The organism is Humibacter soli, assembly GCF_054779035.1.
Window position 1 is genome coordinate 2,411,075 of the sequence record NZ_BAAGYX010000001.1, and the last position, 14,639, is coordinate 2,425,713.

At 63.3% G+C, this 14,639-nt stretch carries 9 protein-coding genes; 8 read left to right on the forward strand and 1 reads right to left on the reverse strand.

Annotated features, from left to right (window positions below):
• Window positions 1-9: 9 nt before the first annotated feature.
• The gene (locus ACYVDN_RS11160; protein ID WP_460571402.1) at window positions 10-2,841 is read right to left on the reverse strand and encodes a DUF5979 domain-containing protein; all 2,832 of its coding nucleotides are present in this window, start codon (window positions 2,839-2,841) and stop codon (window positions 10-12) included.
• A gap of 995 nt (window positions 2,842-3,836) precedes the next feature.
• Here ACYVDN_RS11160 and ACYVDN_RS11165 point away from each other — a divergent pair.
• The 8 genes from ACYVDN_RS11165 to ACYVDN_RS11200 all read left to right on the forward strand — a co-directional run bounded on the left by ACYVDN_RS11165 (window position 3,837) and on the right by ACYVDN_RS11200 (window position 14,583).
• Window positions 3,837-4,226 carry a hypothetical protein gene (locus tag ACYVDN_RS11165; RefSeq protein ID WP_460571404.1) on the forward strand — a complete coding sequence of 130 codons (390 nt, stop codon included), beginning with the start codon at window positions 3,837-3,839 and terminating at the stop codon, window positions 4,224-4,226.
• On the forward strand, window positions 4,211-5,224 hold the full coding sequence (locus ACYVDN_RS11170; RefSeq protein ID WP_460571406.1) for a hypothetical protein: 1,014 nt from the start codon (window positions 4,211-4,213) through the stop codon (window positions 5,222-5,224). Before ACYVDN_RS11165 ends, ACYVDN_RS11170 begins: the two co-directional genes overlap by 16 nt.
• Window positions 5,221-6,120 carry a hypothetical protein gene (locus ACYVDN_RS11175; RefSeq protein WP_460571408.1) on the forward strand — a complete coding sequence of 300 codons (900 nt, stop codon included), beginning with the start codon at window positions 5,221-5,223 and terminating at the stop codon, window positions 6,118-6,120. The genes ACYVDN_RS11170 and ACYVDN_RS11175 overlap by 4 nt, the downstream gene beginning before the upstream one ends.
• Window positions 6,117-7,961: an AAA family ATPase gene (locus ACYVDN_RS11180; RefSeq protein WP_460571410.1), complete on the forward strand. Its 1,845-nt coding sequence runs from the start codon at window positions 6,117-6,119 to the stop codon at window positions 7,959-7,961. Before ACYVDN_RS11175 ends, ACYVDN_RS11180 begins: the two co-directional genes overlap by 4 nt.
• A gap of 89 nt (window positions 7,962-8,050) precedes the next feature.
• Window positions 8,051-9,616 (forward strand): class I SAM-dependent DNA methyltransferase, encoded by a 1,566-nt coding sequence (locus ACYVDN_RS11185; RefSeq protein WP_460571412.1) that lies wholly within the window; start codon window positions 8,051-8,053, stop codon window positions 9,614-9,616.
• Window positions 9,609-10,727 carry a restriction endonuclease subunit S gene (locus ACYVDN_RS11190; protein ID WP_460571414.1) on the forward strand — a complete coding sequence of 373 codons (1,119 nt, stop codon included), beginning with the start codon at window positions 9,609-9,611 and terminating at the stop codon, window positions 10,725-10,727. Before ACYVDN_RS11185 ends, ACYVDN_RS11190 begins: the two co-directional genes overlap by 8 nt.
• On the forward strand, window positions 10,724-11,437 hold the full coding sequence (locus tag ACYVDN_RS11195; protein WP_460571416.1) for a TIGR02391 family protein: 714 nt from the start codon (window positions 10,724-10,726) through the stop codon (window positions 11,435-11,437). Before ACYVDN_RS11190 ends, ACYVDN_RS11195 begins: the two co-directional genes overlap by 4 nt.
• Window positions 11,434-14,583 carry a type I restriction endonuclease subunit R gene (locus ACYVDN_RS11200; protein WP_460571418.1) on the forward strand — a complete coding sequence of 1,050 codons (3,150 nt, stop codon included), beginning with the start codon at window positions 11,434-11,436 and terminating at the stop codon, window positions 14,581-14,583. Before ACYVDN_RS11195 ends, ACYVDN_RS11200 begins: the two co-directional genes overlap by 4 nt.
• The last annotated feature ends 56 nt before the right edge of the window (window positions 14,584-14,639 follow it).

The window sequence follows — 14,639 nt, forward strand, 5'->3', positions numbered from 1 at the left end:
CCTGTCCGATCAGGCCGATCGTCTCCGGGACCTTCCGATCAGCAGGGTCAGCCCGCCCGCGATGGTCACCGCTAATGCTCCGAAGAGCCAGCCGACGACATCCGATCCGGTGTCCGGCAGGGTGCCGCCGCCGGAGCCGCCGCTTGGCGCATCGGCCGCGTTGGTCAGCAAGAGGGCGATGGTCTGATCCGTGCCGATCGTGATGGTGGGATCCGTCATCACCCTCCCGTCGACGGTCCACGTCGGCGTACCCCATGTGACGCCCGCGATGTCCGGCGGAGTCGCCTCGACGAATGTCACGGTGGATCCTGTCGGGATTCCGCTCACAGTCGACGCGTCCCCTGGCGTGACGGTGAGAGTCTGGGACGGACTGCCGTCGACGGTGTAGGTCACCGTGAACCGCGTGTCGCTCGGAACAGCGGGTGCCGCGCTCCCCGACACCGTCTTCGTCACGCTGAATCCGCCGGTCTGTGTCAGAGAGGCGACGTTCTCCAGGCTGAGCGCGATCCGTGTACCGGTCTCCGCTGTGAAGCTCACGTAACCGTCGGGACCCGGTTCAACGGGCTGCCCGTCGATCGTCCACAGCGGTGTGCCCCAGGTGATGCCTGCGATGTCCGGCATCGGGCCTTCCTTGACGTGAACGGTGATGCCGGTGTTCAGGTGTCCGAAGACGACAGGCACGCCCACCTGGACGAGCTGCGTTTGCTCGGGTCCATTGTCCACGTGGTAGAGCACGGTGAACTGGGTATCGGCGGGCACCGACGATGCACCGTCCCCCGTCACCGTCTTCATGCCCTGAAGCGTGCCGAATCCGTTGGCGGTGTTGGTCAGGATCAGGCCGATCGTCTCGCCGCCTTGGATGACGATCGTGACGTTGCCATCGGCATCCGGAGCCAGTGGGACGCCGTCGAGCGTCCAGGCCGGCGTCGACCACTCGATGCCGGGAAGGTCGGGTAGTGGACCCTCATGCACGGTGATGGTGGTGCCCGCGGGGATGTCATCGATAGTCGCCGAGTCGCCGCCGTGGAACGTGATGGTCTGTTCCGGACCGCCGTTGACGCTGTAGGTCGCGGTGTAGTCCACGTCGGCGACGTCGTCGACTGCGCTGCCGGCCACCTGCTTCGAGACCGTCAGAGAGCCGACGGCCGTCGCCACGTTCTCCAGTCCGATGTCGACTGTGTCTCCTCCAGTGAGCGAGAACGTCACGTTCCCGTCGGCGTCAGGAGCGACCGAACCCCCGTTGACGGTCCACACCGGGGTCCCCCAGGAGACGCCCGTGACAGGCGGCATCGTCGTCTCGCGAATCGTGATCGTGTCCGACGGATCGAGACCGCTGACCTCCGCAGGATTCTCAGGGCTCACGGTGAGTGGAATCCAGTCGCCGCCGTTGATGCGGTATTCCAGACCGAACTCGGTGTCCGACGGCACGACGGTCGCGCCGCTGCCGGCGACCGTCTTGGTCACGGTGAATCCGGCCGGGGTCGAGGACGCCGTGTTCGTCACCACCAGGGCGACCGACGGATGGGTCGCGTCAATGGTGAAAGTCGTGTCGCCGTTCCACGTGACGTCCGTCCATGCCAGTCCAGGCGGGAGCATCGAGCCGTCCGGCGGTACCTCCGCCACAGCGATCGTCGTGCCGTAGGGGAACTCGATGCCCGGGCTCGCTGGCGCGGCGCCCGCCGCGATCTGGAGTGTGCCTGGATGCACCGATCCGTCTGGATACGTGGCGACGTAGCCGACCGTGAAGGTCGTCGACAAGAGCTCACCTGCTGTTACGCCCGCCAGCGCCTTCGCCACGGAGAACGTACCGCTCTGGCCACTGATGTCGCAGGGAATCGCGCTCGAGAACATGTACGAATGCATCTCCCCAGCGCCCGAAAGGTTCACCGTTCCTCCCAGCACCTGACCGTCCCACGGGGCGGCAGAGATGGTGAGGTCGGCGTTGGGCGCGTAGACCGATCCGTCGACGCGCCCACCGCTGTGGATGTTCAGGGGACCTGTCACGCGAGACGCATCCCACAAGACGAACGGCGAGTACGTGCCCTGCGGATCGATCGAGGGGCCTGGGATATCCGTCGTACCCGCCGGAACGACGATGATCAGCGGTGTCGTGGCATCCGGCACGGTGCCGGCGAACTGAATCTTGTCTGCGCCGATGAGGTCGGTGTAGTCGATGTAATTGGGCACACCAGGCGTGAGCTCGGAGAGGACGAAGCGCCCTCCGCCGGCATCCACCGCGGTCAGCTGATGTCCAGTGCCTCCAGGAGCGGGAATGTTCGCCAAGCATTGAGCAACTTGGTCCATAGAGGCCTGCGCGTTACGCCCGACGTAGTCGGCGACGACATCCTCCGTGCTCGTGCCGCCCGCCGTGGTGTTGTAGGTGAAGATGCTGCCGTTGCCAGCGGAGGTGGTCGGCGGTGTGGCATCGGCAGGATAGGTCTGGTTCTGCGAGTCGATGAGCGGCGGTGCGTCAGCGTCGGCCGGGTTGAGTCCGTATCTGAGGAAGCCGCCGCGCGCGAACGAGGTGAATAGTGTGTTCCGCTCGACGACTTTGAGATCGCCGATCTGCGACGGCTCCGTCGCCCCGGCATTGGTGATGTTGATGCGGCCCGGATTCTGCGCCGGATTCGGGTTGTAGCTGCCGATCAGCAGTCGTGTCGGATCGTTGTCGATCGTCGGCGGGATGTATGCCCCTGTGCCGGCGATGACGTGCGCGATCTGATACGTCGCCGACGTGCCCATGGTGAGCTCGCCGCCGACGGCGATGCTGCCCTCCGTCTCACTGTTCGAGAGAGTCGCGTCACCACGCGAATAGACGGTGAAACCACCATTGACGGTCATCGGATTGACCATCGTCGGGTCCGCGGCATGTGCCGCCGTGGGTGCTGATGCGGCTTCGGCGACCGAGAACATCGCCCCGACCAGCAACGCTGCTGACAGAACAGAAAGGGCTCTTCGGGTCCTAGACGTATGCATGGCCCCCCACAGGATGCAGCCGGGCGCGAGCCCGGGTGCATACGAGTGTAAACGGACCGAGGGCATGCCGGGCATCCCAGACAGAGGGCATCGGGCCCGTCGGTGGACATGTCCTCAGCGGCGTGCGCTCACGTCACGCCGCGGACGTCACCGCGTCGAGGATCCTGTCGTACGGGTACACGAGCCCTCGACCGTTGCCCAACCCGGTCCTTCATCTCGACCTTGGAGAGCCCCTCCTTCCGCATCCGATACACGCCACCGAGACGCTTCGCATGGGCTTCGAGCGGCCGCTCAGTGCCAGCCGTTCGCCCACAGTTCCGCAACGGAAGCGCAGTTGCACCGAATGGGCGAGTACCTAAAGCAAAGGCCCCGACATCCCAGTGTTTTCAAGGGATTCGGGGCCTTAGCCGCGGCGGTACCGGTGAGATTTGAAATCGAATCAAATCCCAATACCCGGTTGAGGAGGAACTTTAAATACCTGATAGTTCGGTGTTTTTAGATTACTGCGACGCTGCACGATCGGCTAAGAATTCGAACAATTGTGGGCAAAGTGTGGGCAAACCGCCCAGGCCGGTCCGATGACGAGGCGCTGGTAAGCGGAGGCAGAGGCCATAGTCGAGGATACGCATTCGGATCGGTAACGGGACTTCCTCGCCAGGGAGTATCGGAATATGACGATCGTTTCGAGTCGCCACCAAATGAGCGCGGGGCTGCTACATGGCCGACCGACGCCGTACCCAGTTCAAGGCACATTCGTTACCCTCGCCCTGGTCCGGCCGGCCAACTCGATACGCTGGTCGATGCCACGATGCCACGATGGCGCAAACGGCCGAGCTCCGCTTCGGCAGCGGAGGATTTCAGTGGGGATCGGTCTCGCGGACCTAGCAGGGTTGCTCAACATGGGTCCGTTCATGTACGCGTGGTACCAGCAGACCGAAGCTGTCGTCGGGTTCGCTCCGCAGAAGCCGCACGCGATGCGCCCGATCATTGTGCGCCATTCGCCCCCGTCTGGTCCGCTGGCATACGTCTTCGCGCGCACATCAAGTCTCGATCGCGTCGAGGTGCGCAACCCTGGGCATGACCACCATGAGGAATGGCCGAGGTGCTGGCTGCGCGACGAGGGCAACATCGTCGTCTCGCGCCCGCTCCCTGTTGCCACGGATGCACTCGATGAGTCACACCGTCTGTGTAGTGAGGACGACCAAGCAACCATCGACTCGGTGAAAGCAGCGCGGTGGCAGACGAAGTGATTCCTGGAGGCCCGCTCGCGGACGTCAACCAGGAGATCGACCTCGCCGATGTCGAAGCCGGTGACTTGCAAGCCCTAATCGACGAGCATTCCCGACAGGGTCTCGGCACCCTCTGGCTCTACCAGATCAGGAAAGCGACACCGCGTGTCGCACGTCGCTACAGCCCTGGTTACTACGCGCGCTCCTCGGCTTGGGATGACGATGCGATCAACGACCTCGTTCAGGACGTCGTTGAGCGCATGATCACCAAGGGCCAAGCCGAGTACATCTGTGACGCTGCGAACGACTTCGACCACGCACGGGCGCTGATCTATCGCCAGGTACGGATGACCCTCATCGACCGGAGACAACGGACTGTCGTGGACAACCTGTACGACCGGGCTGTCGATCGGCTCGGTGCGGCGCCGTTCGAGCAGGTGAGGAAGAAGCCGAGGTCCTGGCGCCTTATCGGCTCCGAAGCGGAACCTATTCCGTATACCAGCCGGCTTACCGCATCGCTTGCGGCGCTCCCCCGCCTGCCTGGTAACGGTGCCGAGAGGGCGAGTGCGCTCTGGACAGCAGAGACGATGACTGATGCGCTTACCCTGTTGTGTGGTGCTGTCGGCGAGGTCGAGGAGTCCGATCTCAAGAGGATTTTCGACGAAGCTTTGACAGTCTTCGCAACAGCAGAGGTTGTCTCTAATGACGCTGGTGCTCAGGACCGGTCCGCCGAACTCGACCCGGGCGAGCTGACCCTGGCGAACGATCTGGCGGAGCGGATCGTCGCGGCGCTCACCAAGGAGGAAGCAACCATGCTGGCTGGTAAGTGGATCGGCGACTCGGATGGCGACATCGCGCGCCGCCTTGGAGTTAGCCGTCCCACTGCTGCCAAGTACAAGGACTCCGCGTTCGAGAAAGTTCGTGCTGAGCTGGCAGACCAGACCGAAGCACTCATCAGCGAAGCATTCGGGCGGCTTCAGTCGCTCGTCATCCGCAAGGCAGAAGGAGGTGCCGCATGACCGAGATCGAAGTCGGCGGTATCTACCGCGCGGTCGCGATGGACAGGAACTCGCCTTCCGCGCTCGTACTTGTGACCGACATTGACACATCCACGCAGTCCACAACGGTCACGCTCCTCAGCCCCGACATGGAATTCGGTAGCAATACCGACCTTGTCCTGACAGGCGACGAGATCGGCCGCGCCTACGACCTGCTCGCTGAATCGGACATCTTCGGGTACGCCTGGTTCGTGCAGCTCGATCGACGCGTCGGACGCGTGGACACGGACGTACTCCAAGCACTCGATGCTCTTCGCGACGAGGAAGCCGTTGACCGACCGCTCGCAGGACCGCCTGTAGTCGAGCGGACGGACCCACGGTGGAGCTTCAAGGTTCACGAACTGAAGCGGCTTCAGACTCTCACAGCGGACTGCACGCACGACCTCATCGATGGCGATCGGGTCCCGGAAATCGACGCAAACGCGCTGCGGGTGCCGGAGACCGAGGCGGAGAAGGAAGCCTTCGAGGAGTTCGTCGTCGGGGCGGTCGAGGAAGTCGAGCGGGGAGCAGCTCGGATTCCTGGATGGCTTGTCGAGATCGCCATTGACGAGGAGCTCCGAGACGCGTACCGCGCGGCCGGCCTGTTCAACGCGCTTCGCCTTCTGATGAAGTACGCGGACACCGCAAGCGTTCCCAGCAGGGCGCCAACCAGGACGACGCTCGGCGCGTATGCGGAACTTCAGGTCGAATACGCCGCGTCGGCGGGTTACTCAAACATTTGGCTACTCGGCCGGTCGACTGACATTCACGGGCCGATAGAGGCGCGCCCGGCGCGCACGCAGGCCGGTCGCCTCATCCAGGTCGCCCTCGTCTCCACCATCGCGCACGTCACCCAGTACCGGGAGGTCTACGCATGAGCAATCCCATCTTCGAGCGCCGCGTGCCGTTCGCGACGCGACGCGGAATCAGCCTTCGGCGGTGGCGCCTCCAGAACTTCAAGTCCGTGCGGAATGCCGAGGTTGAGCTCCGACCGCTCACCGTAGTTGTCGGTGCGAACAGCGCTGGCAAGAGCACGCTCCTCCAGAGCATTCGTGCGGCAAGCCAAGCAACGGGCACGGCCGGATACCTCTACCCGCTCAATGGACGCGGGGTTCGGCTCGGCACGGTCTCCGAAGTCAAATACCGCGGTCCGAGCAGCGACGAGGAACCGCTCATTATCGGAGCGGACTTTGAGATTCAGGCGCCTCGCGGGATCTATCGCGACGGAAGGGCTATTGGCTCTACGCAAACCGCTCCGGTGCTTGCGACTCTGTCGTGGGAGGTCAAGCTTGGCGAGTCGTCGCGGCAGAAGGGCATCGCGAAGATCGAACGCCTCAACGTCGATTTGAAACCAGCAGATCACGACACGCTCCCGCGGCAAGCGCCTCGTCTTGATCGGGCATGGGTGCTCGCGATTGCTGACGACGACGCCGAGGATCTGGTGCCGCTGGACGAGGACGACGATGCGCGCTCAATCCCGCACTATTTCTCTGGCCAGTTCGCTGGGGCGAATGGCAACCTCCTTGAGGTCGTGGACATCCTCGTCGAAGGCGGTTTTCCGCTGGACGCGTCGGTGATGCGTCCCCGCGCTGAAGTCCTCTTCGAGACCTGGCGCGAAATGCTGCTGCGCCGCTCGATCCACGGGCGTGACGAGGTCGAGCACGACCTGCTCACGGTCGTGAACGCGATCGACGAGGTGAGCCGGATACTTCTGGAGGTGCACGCCGCCGTCGCGGAAGCCACGAGCGAGTACGCCGATGCGGTTCGATTCGAGTTGAGTTCGAAGTCACCCGAAACGCGCACAAGGTTCGACCTCAACATCGCATCGGCGGAGAGCTTCGGCGATGAGGTGGTCAAGGAACTGACGAAGGGTGGCGTGCAGGGCGAGGTCCCTTTCCCTCATCGTCTGGACGATCTCGGCAGGGCGTCGAATCTCGCGTCCTCGTACCTCAGGAGTGGAATTCGGTACCTCGGCCCACTCCGTGAGGAACCGCGTGCGGCCTACGCCGACTCGCCCGAAGGCGACGACAGTTATGTCGGCTCCAAGGGTGAGTTCACCGCATCCGTGCTGCAACGCCATGGTGACCGCAAGGTCAGCGTCCCGACCCCGGACGATGAGGGAGCGATCAAGACCCCGCGCCGCCCGATTCAGCTCATGACCGCAGTGAGCCGCTGGACGAAATACCTCGACATCGGCGAGAGCTTTTCGGTCTCTGACCAGGGGCGCTTCGGCATCCAGATGCAGGTGCGGCAGGCGGATGTCGAGGGCGACCTCGACCTCACTAGCGTCGGCACTGGCGTGAGCCAGTTGCTGCCCGTGATCGTGATGTGCGTGCAGGCCCCTGCGGGCTCGCTCCTGCTTATCGAGCAGCCCGAACTTCACTTGAACCCGAGGGTGCAGCAACGACTGGCCGACTTCCTGTTGGCGATGGCGCAGAGCGGTCGACACCTGATCGTCGAGACGCACAGCGAGTACCTCATCTCGCGGCTCCGCAGGAGAGTCGCAGAGGACGAGATGGACAGGCTCCAGGAGACGATCGGCATCTACTTCGCCAAGCGCGTGGAGGGTGCGACCACCTACGAACTCGTCCAGCAGAACGAGTTCGGCGGCATCGATAAGTGGCCGGAGAATTTCTTCGACCAGGCTACCGAGGAGGAACACGCGATCCTCTCCGCAGCGGTCAGGAAGCGCCGCGCAAAGGCCGCAGGGGCCGAGTAGCCACCTCCTTCACAACCGCCGAGCCAAGCCGGATTGGTCTTGACGTCGGGCCGAGAGGCAATGACACCCAGGAAGAAGGGAGGCGCCGTATGGCGCGAGTTGCACGTAAGACCGAGACGAAGACTCTGGAGCAGAAGCTCTGGGATGCCGCCGACGCTCTGCGCGGAAATCAGGAGCCGAGCGAGTACAAGCACGTCGTGCTCGGCTTGGTGTTCCTCAAGTACATCTCCGACCGGTTCGAGGGTCGGCGTAAAGAGATCGAGGTCGAACTCCTCGCCGACGGCCTCAACCCCGAGCAGGTTGAGCGCCTCGTCGAGAATCGCGACGAGTACACCAGCCATTCCGTCTTCTGGGTTCCCGCGGCCGCAAGGTGGAGCGTCATCCAAAGGGCCGCAAAGCAACCCGAAGTTGGCGAGTCTATCGACAACGCGATGGACCTCATCGAGCGCGAGAACCCGTCGCTCCGCGGCGTCCTGCCTCGCAACTACGGCCGCGAGGACCTCGACAAGGGCCGCCTCGGCCAACTAGTCGACATCATAGGCTCGATCGGCTTCACGCGCAGCGACGACCACGGTTCTGACGACGTGCTTGGGCGCGTATACGAGTACTTTCTCGGCCAATTCGCCGGCAAGGAGACCGGCAAGGACGCTGGAGCGTTCTATACTCCCCGTTCCATCGTCAAGACCCTGGTCGAGATGCTAGAGCCCTACCACGGCCGCGTCTATGACCCGGCGTGCGGTTCAGGCGGCATGTTCGTGCAATCCGCCGAGTTCGTGAAGGCCCACGGCGGAAAGCGCAACGACATCTCTGTCTACGGCCAGGAGTTCACCGCGACCACCTGGAAGCTCGCGAAGATGAACCTTGCCCTGCGCGGCATCGACGCCGACCTCGGGGACAGGTCGGCGGACTCTTTCTCCCAGGACCTCCATCCAGACCTCCGTGCAGACTACGTCATCGCAAACCCGCCGTTCAATGTCTCCGACTGGTGGAACGCGAAGCTCACCGACGACCCGCGTTGGAAGTACGGCACCCCGCCCGAAGGCAATGCCAACTTCGCCTGGGTGCAGCACTTCCTTTACCACCTGAACCCTCGCGGCACGGCAGGCTTCGTCCTGGCCAACGGATCGCTCAGCTCGAAGCAGAGTGGGGAAGGTGAGATTCGCCGCAAGCTGGTTGAGGCCAGCCTGGTGGACTGCATTGTCGCAATGCCCCCAAAGCTCTTCTTGAACACACCGATTCCGGTCTCGCTGTGGTTCGTTTCCAAGGATCGAGGCGGCAACGGCCACCGCAAGCGTGATGGTGAGGTTCTCTTCATCGACGCCCGTAAGTTGGGGCATCCGGTGAGCCGCAAAGTCATTGAGCTTGGTGACTCCGACATCCAGGCAATTGCCGGGGCCTACCGCTCTTGGCGCAATCACGACGGAAGGTATGAGGACATCCCGGGATTCGCTAGGGCCACAACCCTGGACGAGATTGCCAGTCACGACTTCGTGCTGAACCCTGGCCGCTACGTCGGAACCGAGGAACCCGAGGCCGACAACGAGCCGATTGATGAGAAGATCGAGCGCCTCACCTCGGAGCTTTTCGCGGAGTTCGATCGTAACCAAGAGTTTGAGAATGAGGTCAGGCGACGACTGGAGGCGCTTGGTGAGTGAGTGGGTGACGCAGCCTCTTCGGGACCGCACCGTGAACCATGACCGCCAACGTATTCCCGTCACGGGCACGGACCGGCGTCGGGGCCCATTTCCGTACTACGGTGCGAGCGGCGTTGTTGATTGGGTCGATGACTTTATTTTCGAGGGCCTGCATCTCCTTGTTGCGGAGGACGGTGAGAACCTTCGTTCCCGGAAGACACCCATTGCTTTCCTTGCGGACGGTCAATTCTGGGTAAATAACCACGCTCACGTGTTACAGGCGAATCCTGCGAATGATCTCCGGTACCTCGCCTACGCACTTGAGTCCAGCGACGTGTCGGCCTACATCACGGGGTCGACTCAGCCGAAACTGAGTCAGTCGGCCCTCAATCAGATTCCGATTTCAGCGCCAGACCTTGCTGAGCAGACAGCCATCGCTGACACCCTGACTGCCTTCGATGACAAGATCCAGTCAAATCGGCGGATTGCTGAGAAATTGCAGGAACTGCTCGACGCACTCTCAAGCCGGGCGGGGCTATGGTTCGCTTCTCGGCCGCTGGGTGAACTAGCCAAACTCAGCAAGGCGACGGCCGATCCGGCGCCCCTAGGCGACTCGCTGGTTGACCATTTCAGCCTTCCGGCTTTCGACCTCGGTTGTCTGCCGGAGCGAGTTGAAGCATCCAAGATCAAGAGCAACAAGCTCAGCCTTGGCAGCACGACCCTCCTGGTATCACGTCTGAATCCGAAGACAAACAGGACATGGTGGGCGGTTCCGCAGCGCGACGCAGTTGCGCTAGCTTCAACGGAGTTTGCCGCTCTGCTACCAAAGCCGGGCGTGACCCTCGCCGCCTTGTGGCTGGCGGTCAGGGACGAGCGATTCCGGGGTGAGATCACCAGACGAGTGACTGGTACGTCCGGAAGCCACCAGCGGATACGGCCGGACGATTTGCTCTCCGTAAAGGTGCCGGATGTGTCCCAGCTTGACGGGCCGAACGTTGCTTTGGCCGCCGACTTGTTGAGGCTAGTCGAGGCGAGGCGTCGGGAGACTCAAATGCTCGTAGCAACGCGAGACGCGCTTCTTCCGGAGCTCCTATCTGGCCGTATCCGTGTCCCTGTGGAGGCGGAAGCATGAGTGAGCTCGATGTCGCCTGGGCAATCGCGGAGCTTGAGGCATCCGTCTATGCATCAGGCATGGACGGCATGTATCAGCGGGAGTCGGACGAGGTGGTCGCGGAGCACGCTCACGTAACCGAGCAGATTCTTGATCGAGTTCTTTGTGATTGGCGGACTAGGGGATACGAGCGGTCGCGGAAGTTCCGGGACTGCGACCGGCGGGCACCGCTGCGTGATGCGGCGAGCCGCGGGATCGCCGCCCTCAAGCGTCGGGACGAACTTCGGGAAAGGCTTGGTGATTCGGCCCCACACATCTCGGCTGGCGACTTCCATCTGTGGATCTGGAGCGTCGCATCGTCGCTCTGGCAGTCTGGACACTATCGAGAGTCTGTCGAGGGCGCGATTCGGAAGCCCAATGCAGAGGCTCAGAACAAGCTTCGCCGCCGCGACATCAGCGTGACCGACCTCTTCAATCAGGCGTTCAGCGAGCAGCCTCCGGCAGCTGGGAAGCCTCGGCTTCACCGCATGAAGGACGGTAGCAGCACCACCTTCAAGTCAGTCCAGCGTGGCGCGCGCACATTCGCGGGGGGTGTCTTCGCGGGCATCCGACACCCGCTGGCTCACGTGGTACACCACGAGATGTCGGAGCAGCGGGCCCTCGAATACCTCGCTCCCCTGAGTGTGCTTGTCCGCTCGGTCGATGACGCCACCTTGGAGACCGCATCATGAGCTCCTTCAACGAATCCGTCGTCGAGCAGGCCGCGCTGGAGTGGCTTGCCGATCTCGGCTACCAGACCTTCTATGGGCCCAACATCGCGCCAGGTGGAGACGGACCGCAGCTCCGCGACTCGTTTGCCGACGCCGTCCTGATCGACCGACTCGTGCCGACGGTCCGCGGGCTGAATCAGGGCATAGAGCCCGCCGTCATCGACCAGGCGATTAGGCGACTGCTCCGGCCCGAATCGCAGAACCCGATCGACGAGAACTACCGCATCCACCGCTTCCTAATTGAGGGCGTTCCGGTCGAGCACCGCGGCGCTGACGGGCAGACCCGCACCGTCCGGGTGAAGCTCATTGACCTCGACACCCCCGAAGCGAACGACTGGGTCGCGGTCAACCAGTTCACGATCGTGAAGGAAGGCAAGAATCGCCGGCCGGACGTCGCCGTCTTCGTCAACGGATTGCCGCTCGCCCTCTTCGAACTTAAGAACCCGGCGGACGAGAACGCCGACATGAAGGGCGCCTGGAATCAGGTCCAGACCTACCGGACCGACATCGCCCCGATCTTCGACTACAACGCGCTTACCGTCATCTCTGACGGCGTCGCAAGCGCAGCAATGAGTTCCTTCACGGGAGCCTTCGAGCACTACGCGCCGTGGAAGACGATTGACGGGCGCACCGTCGTTCCCGACCGGCCTGCGCTGGAGGTGCTGATCCGCGGCGTCTTCGAACCGAAGCGGTTCCTCGACATCTTGCGGAACTTCATTGTCTTCAGTGACGAGACCGTCACCGACAAGGTAACCGGCCAGCCGATGCGCTCGCTCGTCAAGCGCGTCGCGAAGTACCACCAATACTGGGCCGTGAACACCGCCGTCGAGTCGACCGTGAAGGCGGCGAGCCCCGACGGCGACAAGCGCGGCGGCGTGGTGTGGCACACCCAGGGCTCCGGCAAGAGCTTCGAGATGGTCTTCTACGCGGCCAAGATCATGCGGGACCCGCGCATGGAAAACCCGACCCTGGTCTTCATCACCGACCGGAACGACCTCGACGACCAACTCTTCGGCGAGACCTTCGCCCCGGCGACGATCCTCCCGGAGCGTCCCGTCCAGGCGGAGAACCGTGCCCACCTGCGCGAGCTGCTGAGGGTCGCATCTGGCGGCATCATCTTCTCCACGCTGCAGAAGTTCGCCCCCGACGAGCAAGGTGACACGAACCCAGTGCTCACCGACCGGCGGAACGTGATCGTTGTGGCCGATGAGGCCCACCGCTCCCAGTACGGCTTCACCGAAACCCTCGACTCCGCGGGGCGGCTCAAGGTCGGCCTCGCGAAGCACATGCGTGACGCACTCCCCGGCGCGACCTGCCTCGGCTTCACCGGCACCCCGATCGAGACGACCGACAAGTCGACGCGCGCCGTGTTCGGCGACTACATAGACATCTACGACCTCACCCGCGCTGTCGAGGACGGGGCGACCGTCAAGATCTATTACGAGCCCAAGCTCGTGAAAGTCGGGCTCAGCGAGAAGATCGAGGCCGACCTCGACGACCTCGCCGACGAAATCACCGAACAGGTCGAAGAGACCGCGGCCTCGGCCGCGAGGTCACGTTGGGCGCGACTCGAGGCAATCGTCGGCGCGGAAGAGCGCCTCGACCTGGTCGCCAGCGAGATCGTCGAGCATTGGGAGAAGCGCCGCGAGTCGATGATCGGCAAAGGCATGATCGTCTCCATGAGCCGCCGCATTGCGGTCAAGCTCTACGAAAAGATCGTTGCGCTGCGGCCCGACTGGCACAGCGACGATCACATGACCGGCAAGATCAAGGTGATCATCACGGGGTCTGCGGCCGACCCGCAGGAGTACCAGCCGCACCTGTACGACAAAGCCACCCGCAAGGAGATCCAGCTCCGCGCCAAGAACCCCGAGGACGAGCTGGAACTCGTCATCGTGCGCGACATGTGGCTCACCGGCTTCGACGCTCCGGCAATGCACACGATGTACGTCGACAAGACGATGCAGGGTGCCGGCCTCATGCAGGCGATCGCCCGGGTCAACCGCACGTTTCGCGACAAGCCGGGCGGGCTCATCGTCGACCTCGTCGGCGTGTACGCCAGCCTCCAGGAGGCGCTCAAGGTCTACTCGCCTTCCGATCGCGACCAGGCTGGCGTGCCCATCGACAAGATGGTCGCCGTCATGCTGGAGAAGCACGACATCGTCACGTCGCTCCTGCACGGTGTCACCTTTGACTCCTCTCCCGACCTCACCGCTGCCGACCGCCTGGCGCAGTACGCCAAGGTACTCGACTTCGTGATGGCCGACCCCGATCGTACGAAGCGCTACAACGACCAGGTGCTCGCGCTGGCCAAGGCGTTCGCGCTCTGCGGCGCGCGTGACGAGGCCGTCGCCATCCGCAACGATGTGCGACTCTTCATCGACGTGCGGGCCGCCATCCTCAAGGTGCTCGACCCCGATTCGGGACGCAGCGGCTCAGGGGCGGTCGATGTCGACACCGCGATCGGGCAGCTGGTCAACGAGGCTGTCTCCGGCGATCAGGTCATTGACATCTACAAACTCGCCGGAGTCAATACTCCTGAGCTGTCGATCCTGTCCGATGAGTTCCTCGACGGGCTTGCTGACAGGGACAAGCCGAACCTCCAGATCGGGCTGCTGCGCCGCCTTCTCGACGACCGCATCCGAACGATCAAGCGAACCAACGTCGTGCAGACCCGGAAATTCTCCGAGATGCTGGACGAGGCGATCAACCGGTACAACAACCGGTCGCTGACATCCGCCGAGATCATCGCCGAACTGGTCACGCTCGCCAAGCAGATGCGCGCCGATATCCAGCGCTACGAGGTGCTCGGGCTGGGCGAGGACGAAATCGCCTTCTACGACGCCGTCGCGCAGAACGAGTCGGCTGTCACCGAACTCGGCGACGAGACCTTGAAGGCCATTGCCCGTGACCTCGTGCACACGATCCGCGACAACTGGTCCATTGACTGGGACGTCAAGGAGAGCGTGCGCGCCAAGATGCGCTCCGCTGTCCGGCGCATCCTGGTCCGCTACGACTACCCGCCCGACGCCGAATTCGAGGCGATCGAGCTTGTGGTCGAACAGGCTGAGATCTTCGCCGCGAACGACGAGGACTTCTCCTTCTGAGGCCTTTACATCCTCCTGGTCAGGCCGGATTGACCTATGTGACACAGGAAGGAGGT